The organism is Paenibacillus sp. OAS669 (assembly GCF_014873645.1).
Classification (GTDB): domain Bacteria; phylum Bacillota; class Bacilli; order Paenibacillales; family NBRC-103111; genus Paenibacillus_S; species Paenibacillus_S vulneris.
This window is the reverse complement of the sequence record NZ_JADBDR010000014.1, coordinates 133887-153534: the sequence shown is the minus strand read 5'-3', so window position 1 is coordinate 153534 and position 19648 is coordinate 133887. Positions and strand designations below refer to the sequence as shown.

Genomic DNA, 19648 nt, shown 5'->3' with positions numbered 1-19648 from the left:
TCCTCTCTAATGTTTGGCCCTAAGAAATTTGAATTGCAGAGCAACGATACTTAAAGTTAAAAGGAGCAAAATAATCACGATCGCTGAGGCTCTGCCCGAATCGGAGTAAAGAAAGGCGCTGTTGTAGCTCTCCAGCATCAGGACATTCGTACTGTGTTCCGGTCCGCCCTGGGTAAGAATATACATGGGGGAAAACAGCAGGAAGTTGGAAACCGTTACCGATACAGCGACAAACGTTATGGACCGCTTCATCATCGGAAAAGTGACCTGTTTAAACTGCTCCCACCGCGATGCCCCATCTATGGATGACGCTTCGTATAACGAAACAGGAACCTCCTGGAGGCCGGCAAGAAAAAAGATAGCCCAATACCCGATACCCTTCCAGGTTGCGATGCCGATGATGGAAGCAAGAGCTTGTTTGGAGCCTGTTAGAAAGGGCTGTTGGTCTAAGCCCAAGCCGACCAGCATGGAGTTGACGACTCCTTGTTCAGGACTCAGCATGATATTCCATAAGATACAAGCGGTAGAAACCGAAACGGCTACGGGAACAAAATGAATCCCTCTAAAAAGCCCGATGTGCTTGAGCTTGGCATTAAGTAATAAGGCCAGCATAAAAGCAAGAATGACCTGAATCGGATTGACAAATACATTGAATAACAACGTAATTTTCAAAGAGTTCCAAAAAACCGGGTCGCTGAGTAGGAAGCTATAATTTTTCAAACCGATGAATGCTCCACTGTCGCTTAGAAAAGAAGGTGCATAAAAGCTGTCTTCCAAGCCCTTAAACACTGGATACAGCTTAAACATTAGCAATCCGAGCATGGCTGGAAATAAGAAGATATAAGGGGTGATTCTCTCTATTCTGATGTCATTCACCTTCAGTCATCTTTAGTTCAATAGTTCTGAATGAGGGGATGGGACAGCTCACCCTCATCCCCAGAGCACTTATTTACTTCACCACAGATTGATATTTCTTTAACTGACTATCGATCAATGTTGCGGCATCGTCTAACGCTTTCTTCGGATCGGAACCGTTTTTTATATCCTCGAATGCCTTGTTAACATTGTTTTCCCATTCCAAGTAGCCTGGCGTTTTGGGGCGTGCAGCTGCTGTTTCGCGTGCTTCCCCTGCTGCTAATTTCATAATGTTATTGGGAAACTCTTTATATTTAGGGTCTTTATCAATCTGGTCCAGCAGCTCCAAGCTCGCTGGCAGCGCCCCATTTTCATCAAACCAAATTTGCGATCCCTTTCCTAAAGTTAAATACTTGACAAACTTGGCTGCCGCTTCTTTTTTCGTGGAATATTTAGAGATGCCTACATGCCAGCTGCCTGTAGGTGTTACTATCTTGCCACCGGCAAAATAAGGATGAGGAGCTATCCCAAAATTCATCCCGGCATCTTTAATTCGTGGCATATTCTGGGTTGAAGCCAAAAACATCGCCACTTTACCGGAAATAAAGTAATCCAGAGCTTCCTCCCGCTTGATTTTTGGACTAATCTTCTCTTTATTGAACAGGTCCGAGTAGAACTGGAACGCGCTCACCATCTCCGGTGAATTCGTGTAGCCTGTAGCGGTTAGACCGTTGTCGCTCAGCACCTTTGCGTTTTTACTTTGTCCAAGTGCAATGAGCTGATAAGCCTTGCCAACCTGATCGAAACTGAAACCATAGACGTCATTTTGATTATCGCCGTTCGTATCCTTGGATAATTTCCTACCAACTTCCAATACATTCTCCCACGTCATCCGATACTCCAATTGATCCGATGGGAACGCAATGCCTGCTTTCTGAAACAAATCTTTATTATAGAACAGCACGACGCTGGAGGTATTCATCGGCGCCGCCATTAATTGTCCTTGATAGGAGCCTGCCTCAGTTGCCGAAGCTATCCATTTCTGCTTAGCATCAGAGCCAATCAGAGCATCGAGCGGCTCCAAATAACCTTTTAACGAATAGCCCATTGTCAGCGGAACATCGACAGAGATAACATCTAGATCCTGTGCCTTGGAAGCAAGCTTAATTTCAATGGTTTCGGTCAGTTTGGTCGAAGGACTGAGCTGCAGATTCACCTTGATATTCGGATTTTCCTTCTCAAACTCTTCGATAACTTTCTTAATAGGCTTTTCCCAGATGGAATTAGCCAGGTACGAAATTTCCGTTGTGCCTGAAGAGTTAGCCTCTTGCTGGGCGGACTGAGAATTTTTGCCCGGAGTCCCGGAGCATCCTGCAATTAGCAATAGTGCAAGCGAACAAACGACGCCAGTTTGTATTTTTTTCAAAGTAAAATCCCCCTTCTATTAATGCGTGTACATCAGCAAAATACTCTTTCTTTCAACAACGTCAGGAAGGATTCGCGGTCCACTTCCAGGCAAACCTCAACATTCCCATCCTCACTGAGCTCCCCTACTGTGATTCCCGTCGGATGTCGATGATCGTAATCAACGCGGATGCTCATCCTGCGGGTCGTTACAAGCTGGCGGTCTATCAGCAGCGCAACAGCTAAAGGATCGTGCATAAATGTGAAGTCCCTCTTTCGGTAATCCATATAACCTTCAATTTGCTTGGTCAAAGTAACGGCCAATGGGGTCCCTGAGGCTGCCAAATCGTCTTTATCTTGTCTCGTAATGGCAACCTGTCTGGTCACATCCAGCCCTACCATAAGGATTGGGGCTCCACTGGAGAACACCAGCGACGCTGCCTCAGGATCACATTTCACATTATGCTCAATGGGAGGGAGCTCCGCTGCGATGCTGCCTAACCGAACGACACCGCCCATCATGACGACTTCCTTGACGTGCCTAACTAGACGCGGCTCTCGAATGATAGCTGCAGCAATATTTGTCAGCGGCCCGATGGTCACCAAAGTAATTTGCCCCGGGTTATTCATCACCGTTTCAATGATAAAATCAACGGCATGCTTACCGTCGTTCCTGTCCCGGTCTTCAATGTCCAGCCCTTTTCCCTCGATCCCTGCCCAGAACACCTCACGGTTGTGTAGTAGAGTCTGTACAACCCCGGGATACACATCGACCTTGCTGCTGCCGGACAAGGCCATGATTTTCTTGGCAATTTCCGCACGGACTTGTACATTACCGTATACGGTTGTAACTCCTTCAAGCTTGATTTCCGGCGATCTTAGCGCAAGCGATAATGCTACGGCATCATCCGAATCCGTTCCGATATCCGTATCGAGTATTATGCGATTCATAACTGGAGTCCCCCTATTTGTTTTGATATATTTCCGATTCATAACTAAAGTATAGGTTGTATAGGGGGAGGCGAAAACGGATGATATTTTAAGATCATAGAGGACAATCTAAAGATTGTGATTTATTCCCGGCCCGACATGCCGCGATACTCTTGCGGCGATACGTTATAATAGCTTTTAAACAGTTTTGTAAAATAGGGGGTATATTGATAACCTATCATGGCGGAAATTTCATAGATTTTGGCCTTCGAATTTCTCAACAAATAAGCAGCCTTCTCCATGCGGTACCGGTATATATATTCGCTCAAGTTCTCGCCGGTTTCTTGTTTGTACGCAGCCGACAAATAAGACGGATGAAGATGGACATGCTCGCTGATCGCCTGCAGGGTTACATTCTCGGAGAGATGGCGCTCGATATATTGATGAATTTGCAATACAAGGGAGCTCTTACTCACGTTGCCGCCAACGGCAACGCGTTCTTTAAGCCGATTCAGCATCTGAGCCGCCCAAGCATGAAGCAGCCTCACGGTACGAAACACAGAAGTGTTATTCCCTCTCATATAGGGCTCCTCTATCACATCCGCCATTTGCAATCCGTACATGTGAATCACATAGGTGTAGGCATTCGATAGTGCAAAATACACTTCCGATAAATATTCAGCGGAGTCCATTCCGTTGCTGCTTAGCTCTTCAAAAATATAGTCCAATCTCTTCTGCGCATCTTGCCATCGGCCAGTCTCAATCAGCTGTAAAACAGTAGGAGGTTCATGCAACCTCTGAAGAGGCCTCAGTGGTGTATGCGGTGGCTGATCCCACAGACGATGAAACAGCTCCTGTTCGCTTTCGGGCAGCCTTCTGAACAGCATCAGAGCTTTTTGATACAGCTCGGTAATACCTTGGGGGAAAGCATCTTCAAAATCACTGATGATGACCGAGATTTTTCCTTGAAGATATATCGTTATATAATGCTGTAATTGCGGGATCAACTGCTCCAGCTTTTTTCGGGAGGCATCCGGCAAATCATCATTTTTTGTTTTCACTAAGAAGGCCAGATACTGGCTGTCGTCTTTGCAAGACCAGACTTCAAAAAACTCTCGCAGCACTTCTTCTGCAATGTTGACTATGGCATATTCAAATAAGGAAATGTCCCGCTCCTCATATTCCAAAAAGCGATTTTCAATTCTTAGCAGCATCAAAGCTGTCTTGTCCCCTGGCGAGAAAGGAATACTTAACCTTTCCATTTCTTCGGTCAATATCTCCGGGGTCTGCTTCCCCCCTTTAAGTAAATCGAGCAGTAGAGATGCCTGTAAGCGCACAATATGAGAACGAAGCGTTTCCTGAGCTTTTTTGTTGGAGACCACCGCTGCCCTCTTTTGTTGTAAAACTTCAGCCGTTTGAAGAATGGTCTGCAGCAGCTCGTCTTTCTTGACTGGCTTTAAGAGGTATGCCGCTGCGTTGGTTTTTAACGCCTGCTGTGCATATTCGAACTCAGCATAGCCTGATAAAAGAATGCATTCGATATCCATCTTCTTCTGTTTGATATACTTGCAAAATTCAAGCCCTGTCATTCCCGGCATGCGAATGTCGGTGACAACAATATCGACAGGAAATTGCTCAATGATCTGCACAGCCTCCTGCCCGGAGGCAGCTGTATATACGCAATCAAAGTTTGTAGTTTTCCTTATAAATAAGGTTAAATCCTCCAAAATAACAGGTTCATCGTCAACCAGTAGCAATCGAATCATGATGAGTCCCCTTTCTCCAGTAAATAGTCACACAAAGTCCTGCCAGACCAGATGATGGTCGTAATTCCAGTCCGGCTTCTTCACCGAACCAATACTTCAGACGCTGCTGCACATTCCACAGTCCATATCCGGTTGTTTCATCCATAGGTCTATCGAGCTCTTCCATTAATTGACGCAGCCTGTCTGCTGTAAGACCAACGCCGTTATCTTCAATTTTTATGCGGATGCAATCCTCTGTAAGCTCTCCGGTAATCTGAATGATGCCTCCCCCCATCTTGGGTTCCAAGCCATGAACTATCGCATTTTCCACAATGGGCTGTATAAGGAGCCTTGGCATATGCAAGTTCATCATTTCCTCAGGAATTATCATTTCGTATTGAATCCGCTGCATCCTTAACAAGTGAATTTCCAAATAGTTTTTCACTAATTTCAGTTCATCTCCAAGACAGGAGTGGGGATCGTCCAGCCGGGTGATATAACGATAATAATCACTGAGATTGTAAGCCATGGCGATAACAGGCTCATTGCGCCCAAGACTTGCAGAACTGATGATGAAGTTAAGGCAGTTGTACAAAAAATGCGGATTAATTTGAGCCTGCAGCTGCTTCAGTGTAGCCAGCCGAGACCGGTTTTTTTCTTCATATACATCCTCAATCAGGTGTTGAATTTGCCCTGCCATATCATTAAATCGAACAACTACAAAATCAAATTCATTATGAAACCAACGATTCAGCCTCACGTTAAAATCGCCGCTTTGAAATCTTTTTAATACACTGATGAGTTCGTGAAGAGGGGCCTGAACATGTTTATACAGCAGGAAGGATGACAGTATTCCTACAGCTACCAAGAGCATAATAAAACCATAAAAAAAATTTCGAATCTCGGTGATGGGAGCTAAAATTTGCTCCAGCGGTGTGTAATCAACAATATAATACCCTAGTGCTTGTGAATAGACGTAGTTTATCATATAGCTTTTTTTAGCTACTTCCGTAACAAAATCACCCTTATCCTCTAGTGCATTTTGAAAAAGAAAATCGACGATCGCATCCGTAGTTTGTGTATCCGAGGTACGGTTATAGCTGATATGATTTTGTCGGTCAACCATGAAGGGATCGCCTTTGCTGCCCGTCTTCAACTGATCCAAAAGAGAGGTAATATTTTGCTCATAAAAAGCCATTTCTACAATAACGACGCTTTGATCTAGCTTCCCGTTATCATTTATCGGCCCGCCTGCGTAGTAAACAAAAGATGACATATCTGGGCGGTCAGGATCCGACCTGTAGCTCCAACTGGTATTTCTTATATTTTTGTCTAGCTGCTGTTCATCATAAGGGATTTGTCGTAAAGTGGTCGATAGAGTTTTTTGAGCAGAGGGAAAGTACAGTGTGATATCGTTGTACCAACTGCTGGCGGAGCTCTGAAGAGTCAATTTTTCCTGAACGGCCGATTCGATCTGGCTGGATAGCTGTTGTTTGCCGGTCAACAGGTTTTTTTCCATGCCAAGAATTGTTGTATCTCTAGTAAGTGTAATCGCATTCATAGCTAAGCTTAAAGCTATCGAATCCAATTGTTTGCGGAAAAACTCCAGCTGATTGCTTTTTTCTTTTTGCAGGAGCCCTTCTACAACACGAACGCTAACCTGATTCGATAAGCCGTAAAGGAGCAGGATGGGTATTAGAAAAATAAAGATAACGGTGTTGATTTTTGAGAAAATATTTTTTTTGATTATCATGTAGTATCCCCTTTTTCCGTGCATGATCTTTCATTCTCAAGTGCATGAAGAACTCGACGCCATTATATGGGTTTATAAGGTCAAAAACAAGATATCCGTACTAATTCATAGCTCCCGGCTATACATACAATTATGTTACCATAATGTTTGTACTGCCAGTTCAGGTACGAGGCTGGGAATATTGTCCAGTTAGTGTTTCCCGAGCTCCATAATCCATTATTCAGGTGTGGTTGTAACAACAAAAAACTGACCTCTCGAGGTCAGTCGGATTGTTGGAAAATTCCGCTATTATGCGATTTTCGTTTTGTGATTGGAGAGGACGATGATTTTCTGTGGTACCAGGTAAGGGACACTCTTATGATAATGAGGAATGCAAACAACACGGTGGCGTCCATTGTCCTTATCTCGTTTTTTGCTTCTGTGTATAGAAGACCTATTGGCCGAAATGCACTTTATATACAAGCTGAGCACCCAAATCGGAGGAACAAAGCACAGCGCCATGATCGGTTGTGACAAGGCTGGTCAATGCTTCCCCCTTGATGGGAATGGCAAGAAATTGATGTTCATTCATATAAATTTTCAGGTATTCCTCATTATCGGTCATTTTTAATTTGACAAGTGTCATTTTTTTAGGATGCGCTACAGGATCAAGACCAGCTTGATCCTCAATATGCACCTCGATCTGTGAGCCTATCCAGCATGATAGCTTTTCATCCCACTTCATCCACGTTCACCTCGTCTTTACACGGCAGCATCCCGCATCCACTTTTGGCGTGACCTTCACTTGATAACCCTGCAAATGTTGCCAAGAATTGGGTGCAGAATCCCCGTCTTTCTCGATAAAATCTTCGATATAACAGAGCAGGTCATCTTCAGACTCCCAGATCCCGAGCCCCTTCACTTCAGCGACAGCAATATCAAGTAAGTCTTCTTCCCGGTAATCGATATACCAGCTTCCCCGCCCGACAAAGAGTTCCCGCAGCTGCTGGTCAAGCACCGTCTTAAACGGAGGCTGCGCATGCTCGCGAATGAAACACAAATCCAATGCAAATTCGCTAGCCATCATATCTTCCTTCCTGCTTAAGTCCCCTTTGTTTGGTAATATCGCTGAACATACCGGCATAATAGACGATATCCCCTGCGTCATTCTTGACCCCGCTAATGGTGAGCCACTCCAGATAGATTTCTCCGTTCTTTTTACGATTCCAGATTTCACCCTGCCAAAAACCCTGACTGCGAATCTGATCCCACATTGCGTTGTAGAATCCGCGGTCCTGTTTGCCAGATTTCAACAAACTGGGTGTTTTACCGATGACTTCAACGGCTTCGTAACCCGTAAGCTGGGTAAATGCCGCATTGATCGATCGAATATTACCGCTTGTATCGGTAACCATGATGCCTTCTACCGTATTTTCAATAATTTTGGACGATAGTCCCAGCGCCTCCTGATAGAACATCCATACAATGAGAATTAAGCTTGCTAAAGCCACCTGCGATAAAGCCATAAAACCTATGGCGTAGTGACCTGTGAGTTTATACAGGAATGTTAGCATCAATGGTGGAAAAAATCCGCCTAACCCGCCAATCGCCGATATGATACCGTTAGCAATACCGGCTTGTTTTGAGAAATACATGGGCACCAGCTTGAAAATCGTTCCGTTACCTGTTCCGGCGCACAATGCGATTGTCAAACAGCCTACCGTATACCATGTCATGGACGGAGCGAAGGAAAGCAGAATTCCGGCCACCGTCAGCCCAGCGAAAAGAAACATAAGAATTTTGAAAGGATTCAATTTATCTCCAAGATATCCCCCAACAGGCCTCATAAGCGTGGCAAGAACGATAAATCCCGCCGTGCGCATGCCTGCATCAACCTTGGTAAGATGAAAACTGCTGACCATAAAGTTAGGTAAATAAACCGTAAAGGCTACGAAAGAGCCGAAGGTAAGAAAATAAAATAAACATAAAAACCATAGCTTGGAATTCCCCGAAACCCCTTTAATCTGCTCCACAAGGGCGGTCTTCACAGGAGGTTCCCTACGGTCTCCCGCAAAAAAGTTCAAAGCAGCCATCACAACAAGAAGGATGCTGTACAACATGACAGTTTTTGACCATCCCAGATGGTTCGCAACGATTGGCGCTCCGAATGTCGAAATCGCTGTACCCAAATTACCGACCCCATAGATTCCGTTAACAAAGCCATGGCGTTCTTTCGGATAATATTTGGGCAGAGAGGTTACCCCAACAGAGAACACAGCTCCGCCAATCCCCAAGAAAAAGCCGCCGATAATCAGATCCATGAAGGAATCTGCTTGACTTACCCAATATACAGGCGCCAATAGGAGAATGAAGCTGATCGTAAAAAGTTTTCTGGCACCGTACCGATTCGTCCAGTACCCTACAGGCACCCTCATTACTGAGCCGAACAAGACAGGAATGGCCGTAACCCACGTGAGCTGGGAAGGAGTCAGCTTGATCGATTCCTTAATAAACGGCATTAATGAAGAGAGAATCACCCATACCATGAAGCCAAGCACCAAGCTAACGGTTTGCAGCGGCAGCTGCATTTTTTTGATTGCATTCATTGAGTATCACGCTCCCGACGGTAGATCCATAAAGCCAATGGAAACAACAGGATGTTGCATGCTGCATAGATAATAACCGTACGATATTGTTCGAAATAGTACGCGTTGACTGCTTTCTGGGTGCAGATAATATTCAGAAACAGAACTGCACATAGTAGAAGCACCCCTGCATAGCTACGCTTCATAGCGCTTCACTCCTATCGCGTAAATCGCGCCTTGATCCTTCTTCAGCAGGACTTCAGGCAGCGGTCTTCTTGGCGGGCCGGCGGTTGGAGCCCCTGTTCTGGCATCAAATATCCCATGGTGGCACGGACATACCATTTCGTCCTGTTCCTTGCTCCAGAACACGGGACATTTCAGATGAGTACATGCATTCTGATAGGCTTTATATTCATCCTCGCCAAGTCGGATGAGCAGCGCTGAATCATGCTCTCCCGGATAAGCGAATTCCACAGCGTCGCCGACCTTCAGCAAGCTAATATCGGTGATTTTTAGCTCGGGGTAAGCTTTCTTCTTTAAACCTGTCAATTCTTTTGCCGCCAATGCTCCCCAGGGAAGTGTAGATACGGCGAAAACCCCCGCAGCCCCGGCCAGCGTCTTCATAAATCCGCGCCGATCCAGCTTTCTTTCGTTATTTTTATGTATGTTATGCGTATAGTTATCCTCATTAAACGGACTATGGTTATTATCACGCTTTTTGTCTTGTTCCATATAGGTTCACTCCATTACATGTGGATTAGAACAATTTTTGCTTTCCTTGCAGAATGCCCGGAAGGCTGATCTTTACATTTGTTTCCCCTTCAAGCGGGTCGATTGGCTGGCGGCTTGCCGTCCATTTGCCCAACTGATGCTGTGATTTCTTTGCAGCAAGCTCTTCTTCAGTCAGCCACTGCAGGGTATTCGTCGGGCAAACTGATGCGCACATCGGCGGGATGCCCTCCTTGGTACGGTCAAAGCACAAATCACACTTATACATCAGGTTCTGTTCTTCATCGAATTTGGGGATTCCATAGGGACAGGCGATTGTGCAGTTCTGGCAGCCGATGCATTTCTCAACCAGAGCTGAGAGCACCGCGCCCTCTTCTGTAATCTGGATTGCTTGAGCCGGACAGCTTCGGGCACACGCAGGGTTAACGCAGTGCAGGCACATGAGCGGAATCGTTTGCCGCGTGACCAGCGGATTCACGTCATATACGTAGTTCCGGTTCCTTTCATCATGCCCTCCGCATTGCGTACAAGCAGCCAGGCAGCTGCGGCAGCCGATGCAGTGGTCCATTTCAATATACAGATACTGTTTCATCGGATGCTCATCCCCTCCGGCTGCTTCTCAATCTGGGCCGCACAAGCTTTAAATTCAGGCATTCTGGACATTGGATCCAGCGCTGGAATCGTAAGCAGATTAATGGACTGTTCATGACCGAAGTGATAAGGAACGAATACGGTATCCTTGCGAATCGCTTCGATGATTTTGACCTTGTAAAATGCCTCCCCGCGACGAGTATACAAACGAACGCTTTCTTCATGTTGAATGTTATATTTGGCAGCCGTTTCAGGGTGCACCTCAACGTATGGCTCCGGGCACATATCCCGCAGAAACGGAATTCTTCTCGTTTGATTGCCTGACAAATAGTGATACACGACCCGGCCAGTCGTTAAGCGGAGCGGATACTTTTCACAAGGCTCCTCGGCTGGCGGCCTGTAAGGGAGCGCGCACAGCTTGGCTTTGCCGTCTGCGTGATAGAACTTGTGATCCAGGAACATATGCGGCGTGCCTGAATCTTCCTCACTGCGGCATGGCCAAAAGACGCCATCCTGCTTCTCGATCTTCTCCCATGTCGCTCCGTAATAATCGGCATAGCCGCCTTTTGAAGCAAGACGAAATTCGCCAGCTACATCTCTGGCAGTCTTCAGATGGCGGAAATACTGCCCCCTGCCAAGCCGTTCGGCCAACTCTACCTCGATCAGCCAATCAGGCTTCGACTCGCCGATAGGCTCCTGTGCTTTATTGATTTTAATGATCCGGCCTTCCAAATTCGTTACCGTACCTTCATCCTCAGACCAAGTAACGGAAGGGAGCACAACATCGGCGAACTCGGCGGATTCTGATAAATAGATATCAGAGCAAACCATAAAGTCCAGCTTCTTAAGCGCCTCACGGACAAAATTTTGGTTCGGCGCAGAAACAGCCGGATTTGAACAGAGCAGGTACAGACCGCGAATGGTCTTCTGCTCCATCAGCTCAAACATTTCATAAGCCGATACGCCTGGTTGAGGCATTTCTTCCGGAGTAATCCCCCACACTTTGCATACTTCTTCTACATGCTTCGGATTGGTCAGCTTGCGGTAACCGGGAAGCAGATCGGACTTTTGTCCGTGCTCTCGTCCGCCTTGACCGTTTCCTTGTCCGGTAAATGTAGCAACGCCGGACTTCGGACGGCCAATTTTGCCAGTGACCAGACACATATTCGTATACGCGGAGACATTGTCCGCTCCCTTGTACTGCTGTTCAATCCCTCGGGCAAACATCACAATCGCATTAGGCGCCTTACCGTATATTTCAGCTGCGCGAATGAGCTTCTCAGGCGCAACGCCTGTGATTACACTTGTATATTCAGGAGTGAATTCTTTCACAACCTCTTTCATGTCTTCAAGCCCATTCGTGTGATTAGCTACAAATTCAGCGTCAACGTGACCGTTTTGAATAAGCAGGTTGACCATGCAGTTAGCCAGCGCCAGATCCGTGCCGGGCCGCAGATCCAGATGAATGTCTGACCGGCGGGCAATCGGTGTTTCGCGTGGATCGGCTACGATCAAATAGCCGCCGCGATTTTGCACTTCCCAAACCCGAAACATGGATGTCGGGTGGCATTCGGCTGTATTGCTTCCGGCGATAAACAAGCAATCTGTTTCATGCAGATCCGTCCAAGGCAGCGTGGATCCTCGGTCTACTCCGAAGCTGCGAAGAAATCCAGCCGCTGCACTAGACATACAGAATCGTCCATTATAATCAATGTAGCGGGTTTGCAGCGCGACACGGGCGAACTTGCCGGTCAGATAACATTTCTCATTCGTCATGGAGACGCCGCTGAACACAGAGAGCGTATCTTTGCCGTATGAGCCCTGGAGCTCTTGGAACTTTTTCACGATTAGTGCATAAGCTTCTTCCCAGCTGGCTTCACGGAAGCCTTCCTTTGTTCCTTTGAGACTAGCATCGTCCCGGATCAGCGGCCGAAGCAGCCGATCCTTGTGATTCGTTTGCTGATAGGCAGTTACGCCTTTCGGACACATTTTGCCCAGTGTAACAGGCCAATCGTATCGCGGCTCAACGCCGATAATTTTATTGTTTGATTTATCTACTCGAAGGTTCATCCCGCACTGCATGCCGCAATAGGAGCAATGGGTCGGCACCAATTCTTCGTTAGGATGCTGTTTATTTGCGATGACTTTAAAAAATTTATCCTTTTGCATTCTGGTTAGCCTCCTTCACGCGAATCTGATGCGTTGGTATTCCGGTAAAACGAGATATTCTATATTTACGGCGGCAAGGCAAGCACAGCTCAGCCAAGTGATAGCCCTCTTCTGACTTGAATTCAATCTCGTTTACTTTCAGCACGTTGATGACATCGTTAGATTGCTCAACCGATACAAAAGCATTTCCGCAAACCTTGCAGCTTTTTACAGCTTGCTCGGTATAATGCTCACGATAGTTTCTGGCAAACACGCTCATCGGGCGGAAAGGGATATGCGCTAATTTTCCAAAAGGAATATAAATCAGTGTCACGATGACAGACCATTGATGAATCAGCGTCAGAACCGGATGTCCATATCCGTGCAGGAAGATATTGCAGAAAGTTAGCAGCAGCCCCGTAATACTTACGAAAAGCAGCATATACAGCGGAAGAAAGTCGTAGATCAGTGTCTGCTCGGCACGAGCCTGCATATTTTTGATTCTACGGTACAGAGCCATACACACGCCGCCGATGACCATGAAAGCTGTGATATTCAATGCGTTATAGAACAAAAATCCGAGCATGCCGTCCGCTTTAATCTTCATAATATTAATACCGAAGCCAACAATGGTGTATGTTCCGTTCTCACTCATCGTGAAGTACATCCAGCCAAATACGAGGGGAAACGTCACGAATGCTGATAAAATGCAGCCCCAGCCTAGCAGAACGTGCTGTGTCCAGCGGTACCAGCCGCGGTTCCAAATAAACCGGTATGTAAGCAGATGCTCCGTGGTTGTCTGCGGTGTGCTTTTTCGGAACAGCAGCTTGATTCCTTTCTTCAGAATGATCTTAGTCGGCGGGCGTTCTCCCCAAGCAATAAAGCGGTAAAAGAAGCCGCAGACGAAAACAACAGTACCTACCATATACCCATACAAAGCCATATCAATGTGGGTGAACATTCTAGATCCGATACCCATCAGAATGATTAAGCCGCAAACGGTGAGAAAGACACATTTGGCGAATTTTGACGCGAATGCACGATCCATGGTTATCATTGCTCCCTCGCTTCTTGATCTTATGTTTGTATTTAAGCACGAGCGGACGGTTTCACTCTGTAAGAAAAATCACTGCACGTATCCTATTATTGAACTGCAGTTAAAAACCCCGCTGAAAAACCGCGGGGCTATATTCAAATATTCGGCTTAAGGCTCGATGCCGACAAGAATGGTATCGCCTTCCAAGCATACAGGAAACGTTCTCACATTCCCTGTATCCGGAAGCTGAACCTCCCCCGTCCGCAGGCTGATTTTACAGTCGCGAAGCGGACAATACACATACTCACCGCTGACAAGGCCTTCTGCAAGCGGGCCTCCCTTTTTATGCCCGGTCCTATTCTCCAAAGCGTAAACCGTACGCTCGGACAGGCGAAATATAGCAATCTCGGCTTGACCCTCTATGTTAACGGCTTTCCCCAAATGCAGCGGGAAATCAGCGAGATTCCCCACTGGATAATAGATTCTATTCGCTTTAACTGTCATATTCTCCATTGCATCCTCCCTCATTTCACCTGTACATGTTCGTACAATTGATGCTGCAATTCTTCATTATTTATAACCTCGCTCCAAGGATCGTGCAGCCCTTGCAACGCTAACTCGATGCTGGCCACAAGCTCTTTACGACGGTCCTTGTTCTCGATGATCTCTTGTACAATCGCAGACAAGCCGAGTCTTTCAATCCAATCCGAAGTCCGCTCTCCGTACTTTCCGGTTTCCCGATAAAATTGAATGAACGCCCCTGCTATCTCGATCAACTCTTCGTCCGTCTTAACCTTGCATAATAAGTCCGCTGCTCTTAACTTCACTCCGCCGTTGCCGCCGACATAGATCTCCCAGCCTCCGTCGTTGCCGATGATGCCAAAGTCCTTTATCTCCGCCTCAGCGCAGTTGCGGGGGCAGCCGTTGACGGCCATCTTGAACTTGGCAGGCATCCACAGCCGCTCGAATTTCTTCTCGAGCAGAATCCCCATGCTGATCGAATCCTGCGTGCCGAACCGGCAAAATGTGGAGCCTACGCACGTTTTCACCGTACGGATTGCCTTAGCGTACGCATATCCCGAAGGCATGCCGAGTTCCTCCCATACTTTAGGGAGATCTTCCTTCTTCACACCTAATAGATCCAGCCGCTGTCCTCCTGTGACCTTGACCATTTTTACATCAAATTTATCGGCGACATCAGCTATTTTGCGAAGCTGCTCCGGCGTCGTGACACCACCATACATGCGGGGTACAACCGAGTATGTGAACCGAGTATGTGCCGTCCTTTTGAATATTCGCATGCAATCTTTCATTAACAAACCGCGAATCCTTCTCATCTTCAAAAGCCTCCGGCCACACCATGCCGATATAATAGTTGATCGCCGGCCTGCACTTCGTGCAGCCTTCCGGATTGTGCCATTCCAGCACATTCATCACTTCTCGCACGTGAGTCAACCGCTTCTCCCGGATGGCGGCAATCACATCCTCCCTGCTGTGGGAGGTACAGCTGCAGACCGTCTCGACTGCGTTTCCGCTGCCTTTATATTGATCCCCCAGCGTGAGAGTGAGGATTTGCTCGACCATCGGTTTGCAGCCCCCGCAGGAACGGCTGGCACCCGTGCATCTTTTAATTTCCTCTACAGTGCTAAGGCCATGATCGGTAATCGCTTGGACGATCATGCCTTTAGTAACCCCGTTGCATCCGCAAACAATCTCATCGGATGGCATCGCAGATACGAAAGCCAGCGAATCAGTGCCTTCAACATGCGTGGAACCTACAAGCTGCTCGTGAATCTCTCTTGTCATCGGCTCGTGAGCCTTGACCCATTTGAACAGCTGAGCGGAATCCGAAATATCTCCGAATAGCACGCAGCCCACGATTCGATTGTCACGCAGCAGCACTTTTTTGTATGTCTTTTTCCATTGGTCCTGCATGCGGATCACATCGAGACCGGGGGTATCCTGAAACTCCCCTGCTGAGAATACATCAACGCCGGATATTTTCAGCTTGGTAGAAATCACCGAGCCTTGGTAAGGCTCTACGTGAAGGCCGCAAAGATGCTTCGCTAATACTGCGCCTTGTTCAAATAGCGGGGCTACAAGTCCGTAGCTGATGCCCCGGTGCTGAGTACACTCGCCAACTGCAAATACCCCCTCCGCGCTAGTCCGCATATAATCATCCACGATAATACCTTTGGCTGTCTCTATGCCGCAGCCACGAGCGAGCGAAATTTCAGGCGTGATGCCAACCGCCATGACCAGAAAATCCGTCTCCAGCGATGAGCCGTCTTCAAATTGCAGGCTTTCGACACGCGTTCCCCCGCAAATGGCCGTCGTTTTCTTATTTAATAAAAACCTGATGCCCTGCTCCTCCAGCTCCGCCTTCAGCATGGCCGAGGCGGCCGGGTCTAGCTGACGCTCCATCAAATCCGGGAACAAATGAACCACCGTTACCTCCATACCAAGCTTCAGAAGACCCTTTGCCGCCTCAAGCCCAAGCAAGCCTCCGCCGATCACCGCAGCTTTGTTCCATGTCTGCGATGCGCTAGTCATTCGTTCACAGTCCTGCACGTCCCGAAAACTGACGATCCCTTGCTTATCTATTCCGGGAATCGGCAGCATCATGGGATTAGACCCAGTCGCGATAATCAACTTGTCATATGAATGCAAGATCCCGTCGCTTGCCTGCACTTGCTTGGCGGTCAGATTTATCCTCTCCACCTGCACTCCTGTGTACAGCTGAATCCTGTGCTTCTCATACCAAGCATAATCATTCAAAATAATTTCTTCGAAGGTCTTGCTCCCTTCCAATAGATAGGACAATTGGATCCGGTTATAGTTGGGATGCGGTTCCTTGCCGATGACCGTAATCTCATATTTTTCCGGCGCCAGCTTCAGTATTTGCTCAATCGTGTTGATTCCCGCCATGCCATTGCCAATCAGCACGAGCTTCTCACGTTGATCATCCAGATTTATCATTGTGAATTATTCCTCCTTGCAAAGCTGTTTGAATCACTTTACTCTTAATGCCTCAATAATAATAAAAATTGGTTCGAAAGTATGTGAATAATATCACATATAGTGCGAGAACTTACTGAAGTATACTGCACGAACCGGTAGACACAGCTTTAGAAGGGCTCACAACAAAATATGTAACTCCAATTGACGCTGATTTAGCCTTGTCTGAGGGTATCTCTGAAGATTAATATGTACTCCGCTGTGCAGATGCCGTACAGGACTATGATGATCAGGAATATTGTCATTGTTGTTTTTAGTCAACTTTAAATTGCCCTTCAACATGTTGTGCGCTAATGAATCCAAGTCATAAATTTAGCCGCTTTTTCACACTGACCTCCTTCAAACTTATTCGATGCTCAAAAAAGCAGCCCATCGGATATGAGCTGCTTCGTTAAATTGGATAATCCTAACTTTATTTATTGGAAAGCTCACTTTCAGTAACCCATTTATGGTTTTTAACTGGGGCGCCACCGGTTGTTGGCGTATAATCCACCACATAGACAATTGTTTGCTGCGCAGAATCAATCGTTGCCTTAGCTCCATTCATGCCTTTCATATGATCAGCCATTAACGTTACTTCCGCGCCTTTGGAAAATGGCTTGTCACCCGCATTCTTAATTTCCTCTTGAACAACCCACTTATGATTCGTAACCTTTTCCCCGCCTGTTGTCGGAACGTACGAAACGGTGTAAACCGTAGTATCATATGCTCCAACAATGGTTGCGGTTGCACCCTTCATACCCGGCATATGGTCGTCAAGTATGACCGCTTGACTTCCCACCTTAAACTTCGGATTTTTAGCTTCTTTAAGCCCTTCAGGAAGCTTGTCTGAGGATGAGTGTTCCATGTCCATTCCTGAATGATTCATATTCGTTCCTTTTTGACTGTTGTTTGCAGCTTGTCCTTGATCCGAACTTTTACCGCAAGCACTAAGAGCAACAGCCAGTATCACAGCAGCACCGAGTAAAGCTATCTTTTTTCTCATTACATTAACCCCCTTTCACAGGCGATGATTTTTTCTCAATAATATTGTAATAAACAGTTGTGTAGATCCTGTGAGAAAGATCATTATGATTTAGGTAAACGAAACTCGACCGTAGTTCCTGTCCCTGTACGACTTCGGATTTCGATTGTTCCTCCATGTGCCTCAACTAACTTTTTCACAATCGTTAGCCCAATGCCGCTACCGCCGGATTTACGGTCTCGAGACTTGTCGGCACGGTAAAAACGTTCAAAGACAAACAAGAGTTCTTTATCATCAATCCCAATCCCGGTATCCGACACCGAAATACACACCACATGAACTTGCTCCGTTACCGCAACAGTAACCTTTCCTCTCTCAGGTGTAAATTTCAAGGCATTGCTTAGGAGATTAACCATAATTTGCCCAAAGCGCAATCTATCTATAGCAGCATAGGCATGTCCTTGATCGTGGAATAAAAGCCTGACTCCCTTTTTTTCAAAAGCGGCTTGGCTAGTATCAATATAATGTTGAACAATGGAGTTGATATCCTCCTTTTTGATATCCAGCTTAAAATTGGGAGACTCCACTTCCGTCAGTTGCTCCAAATCCCCAACTAAGAATCGAAGTCGTTCAATCTCTTCAAAACAGGATGATAACCGCTTAAGTGTTGGTTCCCAAACCCCTTCGATCATAGCTTCCATATGGCTTTTAAGTGTTGCAAGCGGAGTTCTTAACTCATGGGCAACATCGGCCGTCATCGTTTTACGCAGCTGTTCCTGTAGAAGGAGCTGCTCGGCTAGATAGTTGAGCGAATGGCCAAGGTCGGCTAATTCATCCTTACCGTTTATTTCCGTACGGGAAGTAAGCTCACCTTGGGCTATCCGTTCAGCCACACTTTTCATCTGAATAAGTGGCGCTGTAATTCGCTTTGCGACGAAGAGGCTGATTACAATTGCAAGAACAACGCCGAGTATCGCTGTCCACAGAACCGATTGAACGAGTGCTTGTTCAAAATGCGTATCGAACGCTGTGGATGAAGTCATATTCGTATCTTGCGATTGATACTGATACAATGTAAGGTGGTAGTGGGTTTCAAGGATAAACGTAATTGTCGATATGATCAGAACCCCGGAAGCGATGCCAATGCATGCAATAGCGATACGTGCATACAGCCCTCTCATGCAGGTTTTCCTCCATCAAAACGATAACCTACCGCAAAAACAGTAATTACGTATTCTGGATTTTTAGGGTCGGACTCAATCTTGTGTCGGAGATTTTTGACATGTTGATCAATTGCGCGAACATCACCCTCGAAATCGTATCCAAGCACCTTTTCAACAAGTTCTTCTCGCGTAAAGGTTCTGCCCGGGTGTCTTGCAAAAGTCTGCAGTAATTTATATTCGTTTGGCGTTAGAGATATGAGGCTGCCGTTTTTAAATACTTCATGTTTTAATGGGTGGATAGCTAGATCCCCGTCCTTAAATGAGATGGATTCGGCCAGTAAAGTATCGTCATGCGCGCGGCGAAGATTAGCCTTTACCCTGGCTATTAATTCGCGTGGGCTAAACGGTTTTAACACATAATCGTCGGCACCCAGCGATAAGCCTTGTACACGGTCATCTTCTGCTACCTTGGCAGTCAGCATGATAACCGGAATCGTTGAGAACTGCCGCATCGCCTTGCATATTTCTTCGCCTGAAAGATCCGGAAGCATGAGATCCAAGATAACAAGATCAATATTTCCGCCACGCACTAAATTGAGGGCTTTATTTCCCGTATCCGCCTCTAAGGTTTGAAATCCTTCCTTTTGCAAATAAGATATTACGACCTCACAAATTTTTTCTTCATCATCTACCATTAATATTGTTTTCATAAACAACCCCCCAGCTAATCTTGACTGGCAACCGCTTC

At 46.5% G+C, this 19648-nt stretch carries 17 protein-coding genes and 1 pseudogene; all 18 read right to left on the bottom strand.

Going from position 1 to position 19648, the window contains the following annotated elements:
- Positions 1-6: 6 nt before the first annotated feature.
- Complete coding sequence (locus GGC63_RS25995) at positions 7-876, bottom strand: carbohydrate ABC transporter permease (protein WP_256865506.1); 870 nt, start codon at positions 874-876, stop codon at positions 7-9.
- 73 nt (positions 877-949) lie between these two features.
- Positions 950-2281 carry an extracellular solute-binding protein gene (locus GGC63_RS25990; protein WP_192704798.1) on the bottom strand — a complete coding sequence of 444 codons (1332 nt, stop codon included), beginning with the start codon at positions 2279-2281 and terminating at the stop codon, positions 950-952.
- A 32-nt stretch (positions 2282-2313) separates the two neighbouring features.
- A complete protein-coding gene (locus GGC63_RS25985) occupies positions 2314-3210 on the bottom strand; it encodes a nucleoside hydrolase (protein WP_192704797.1) in 897 nt (298 codons plus the stop codon).
- Between the two features lie 122 nt (positions 3211-3332).
- Positions 3333-4955, bottom strand: coding sequence for a response regulator (locus tag GGC63_RS25980; protein ID WP_192704796.1), 1623 nt, complete (start codon positions 4953-4955; stop codon positions 3333-3335).
- Positions 4933-6687 carry a sensor histidine kinase gene (locus GGC63_RS25975; protein ID WP_192704795.1) on the bottom strand — a complete coding sequence of 585 codons (1755 nt, stop codon included), beginning with the start codon at positions 6685-6687 and terminating at the stop codon, positions 4933-4935. Before GGC63_RS25975 ends, GGC63_RS25980 begins: the two co-directional genes overlap by 23 nt.
- A gap of 433 nt (positions 6688-7120) precedes the next feature.
- On the bottom strand, positions 7121-7411 hold the full coding sequence (locus GGC63_RS25970) for a hypothetical protein (RefSeq protein ID WP_192704794.1): 291 nt from the start codon (positions 7409-7411) through the stop codon (positions 7121-7123).
- Between the two features lie 6 nt (positions 7412-7417).
- The gene (locus tag GGC63_RS25965; RefSeq protein WP_192704793.1) at positions 7418-7753 is read right to left on the bottom strand and encodes a hypothetical protein; all 336 of its coding nucleotides are present in this window, start codon (positions 7751-7753) and stop codon (positions 7418-7420) included.
- Positions 7743-9272, bottom strand: a complete 1530-nt coding sequence (locus GGC63_RS25960; RefSeq protein WP_192704792.1) for an MFS transporter — start codon at positions 9270-9272, stop codon at positions 7743-7745. The genes GGC63_RS25965 and GGC63_RS25960 overlap by 11 nt, the downstream gene beginning before the upstream one ends.
- Positions 9269-9457 carry a hypothetical protein gene (locus GGC63_RS25955; protein WP_192704791.1) on the bottom strand — a complete coding sequence of 63 codons (189 nt, stop codon included), beginning with the start codon at positions 9455-9457 and terminating at the stop codon, positions 9269-9271. Before GGC63_RS25955 ends, GGC63_RS25960 begins: the two co-directional genes overlap by 4 nt.
- The gene (locus tag GGC63_RS25950; RefSeq protein WP_192704790.1) at positions 9447-9983 is read right to left on the bottom strand and encodes a Rieske 2Fe-2S domain-containing protein; all 537 of its coding nucleotides are present in this window, start codon (positions 9981-9983) and stop codon (positions 9447-9449) included. Before GGC63_RS25950 ends, GGC63_RS25955 begins: the two co-directional genes overlap by 11 nt.
- A 25-nt stretch (positions 9984-10008) precedes the next feature.
- A complete protein-coding gene (locus tag GGC63_RS25945; protein WP_192704789.1) occupies positions 10009-10572 on the bottom strand; it encodes a 4Fe-4S dicluster domain-containing protein in 564 nt (187 codons plus the stop codon).
- Entirely contained in the window at positions 10569-12740 is a 2172-nt protein-coding gene (locus tag GGC63_RS25940) for a molybdopterin oxidoreductase family protein (RefSeq protein WP_192704788.1), read from the bottom strand. Before GGC63_RS25940 ends, GGC63_RS25945 begins: the two co-directional genes overlap by 4 nt.
- Positions 12727-13767, bottom strand: coding sequence for a hypothetical protein (locus tag GGC63_RS25935; RefSeq protein WP_192704787.1), 1041 nt, complete (start codon positions 13765-13767; stop codon positions 12727-12729). Before GGC63_RS25935 ends, GGC63_RS25940 begins: the two co-directional genes overlap by 14 nt.
- A 156-nt stretch (positions 13768-13923) precedes the next feature.
- A complete protein-coding gene (nirD, locus tag GGC63_RS25930) occupies positions 13924-14268 on the bottom strand; it encodes a nitrite reductase small subunit NirD (RefSeq protein ID WP_225948503.1) in 345 nt (114 codons plus the stop codon).
- A gap of 11 nt (positions 14269-14279) precedes the next feature.
- Positions 14280-16734 (bottom strand): annotated as a pseudogene (nirB, locus tag GGC63_RS25925) (nitrite reductase large subunit NirB).
- Between the two features lie 451 nt (positions 16735-17185).
- Positions 17186-17758 carry a YdhK family protein gene (locus GGC63_RS25920; RefSeq protein ID WP_192704786.1) on the bottom strand — a complete coding sequence of 191 codons (573 nt, stop codon included), beginning with the start codon at positions 17756-17758 and terminating at the stop codon, positions 17186-17188.
- Between the two features lie 83 nt (positions 17759-17841).
- The gene (locus GGC63_RS25915) at positions 17842-18918 is read right to left on the bottom strand and encodes a sensor histidine kinase (RefSeq protein WP_192704785.1); all 1077 of its coding nucleotides are present in this window, start codon (positions 18916-18918) and stop codon (positions 17842-17844) included.
- Positions 18915-19610 carry a response regulator transcription factor gene (locus GGC63_RS25910; RefSeq protein ID WP_192704784.1) on the bottom strand — a complete coding sequence of 232 codons (696 nt, stop codon included), beginning with the start codon at positions 19608-19610 and terminating at the stop codon, positions 18915-18917. The genes GGC63_RS25915 and GGC63_RS25910 overlap by 4 nt, the downstream gene beginning before the upstream one ends.
- Positions 19611-19648: the final 38 nt, after the last annotated feature.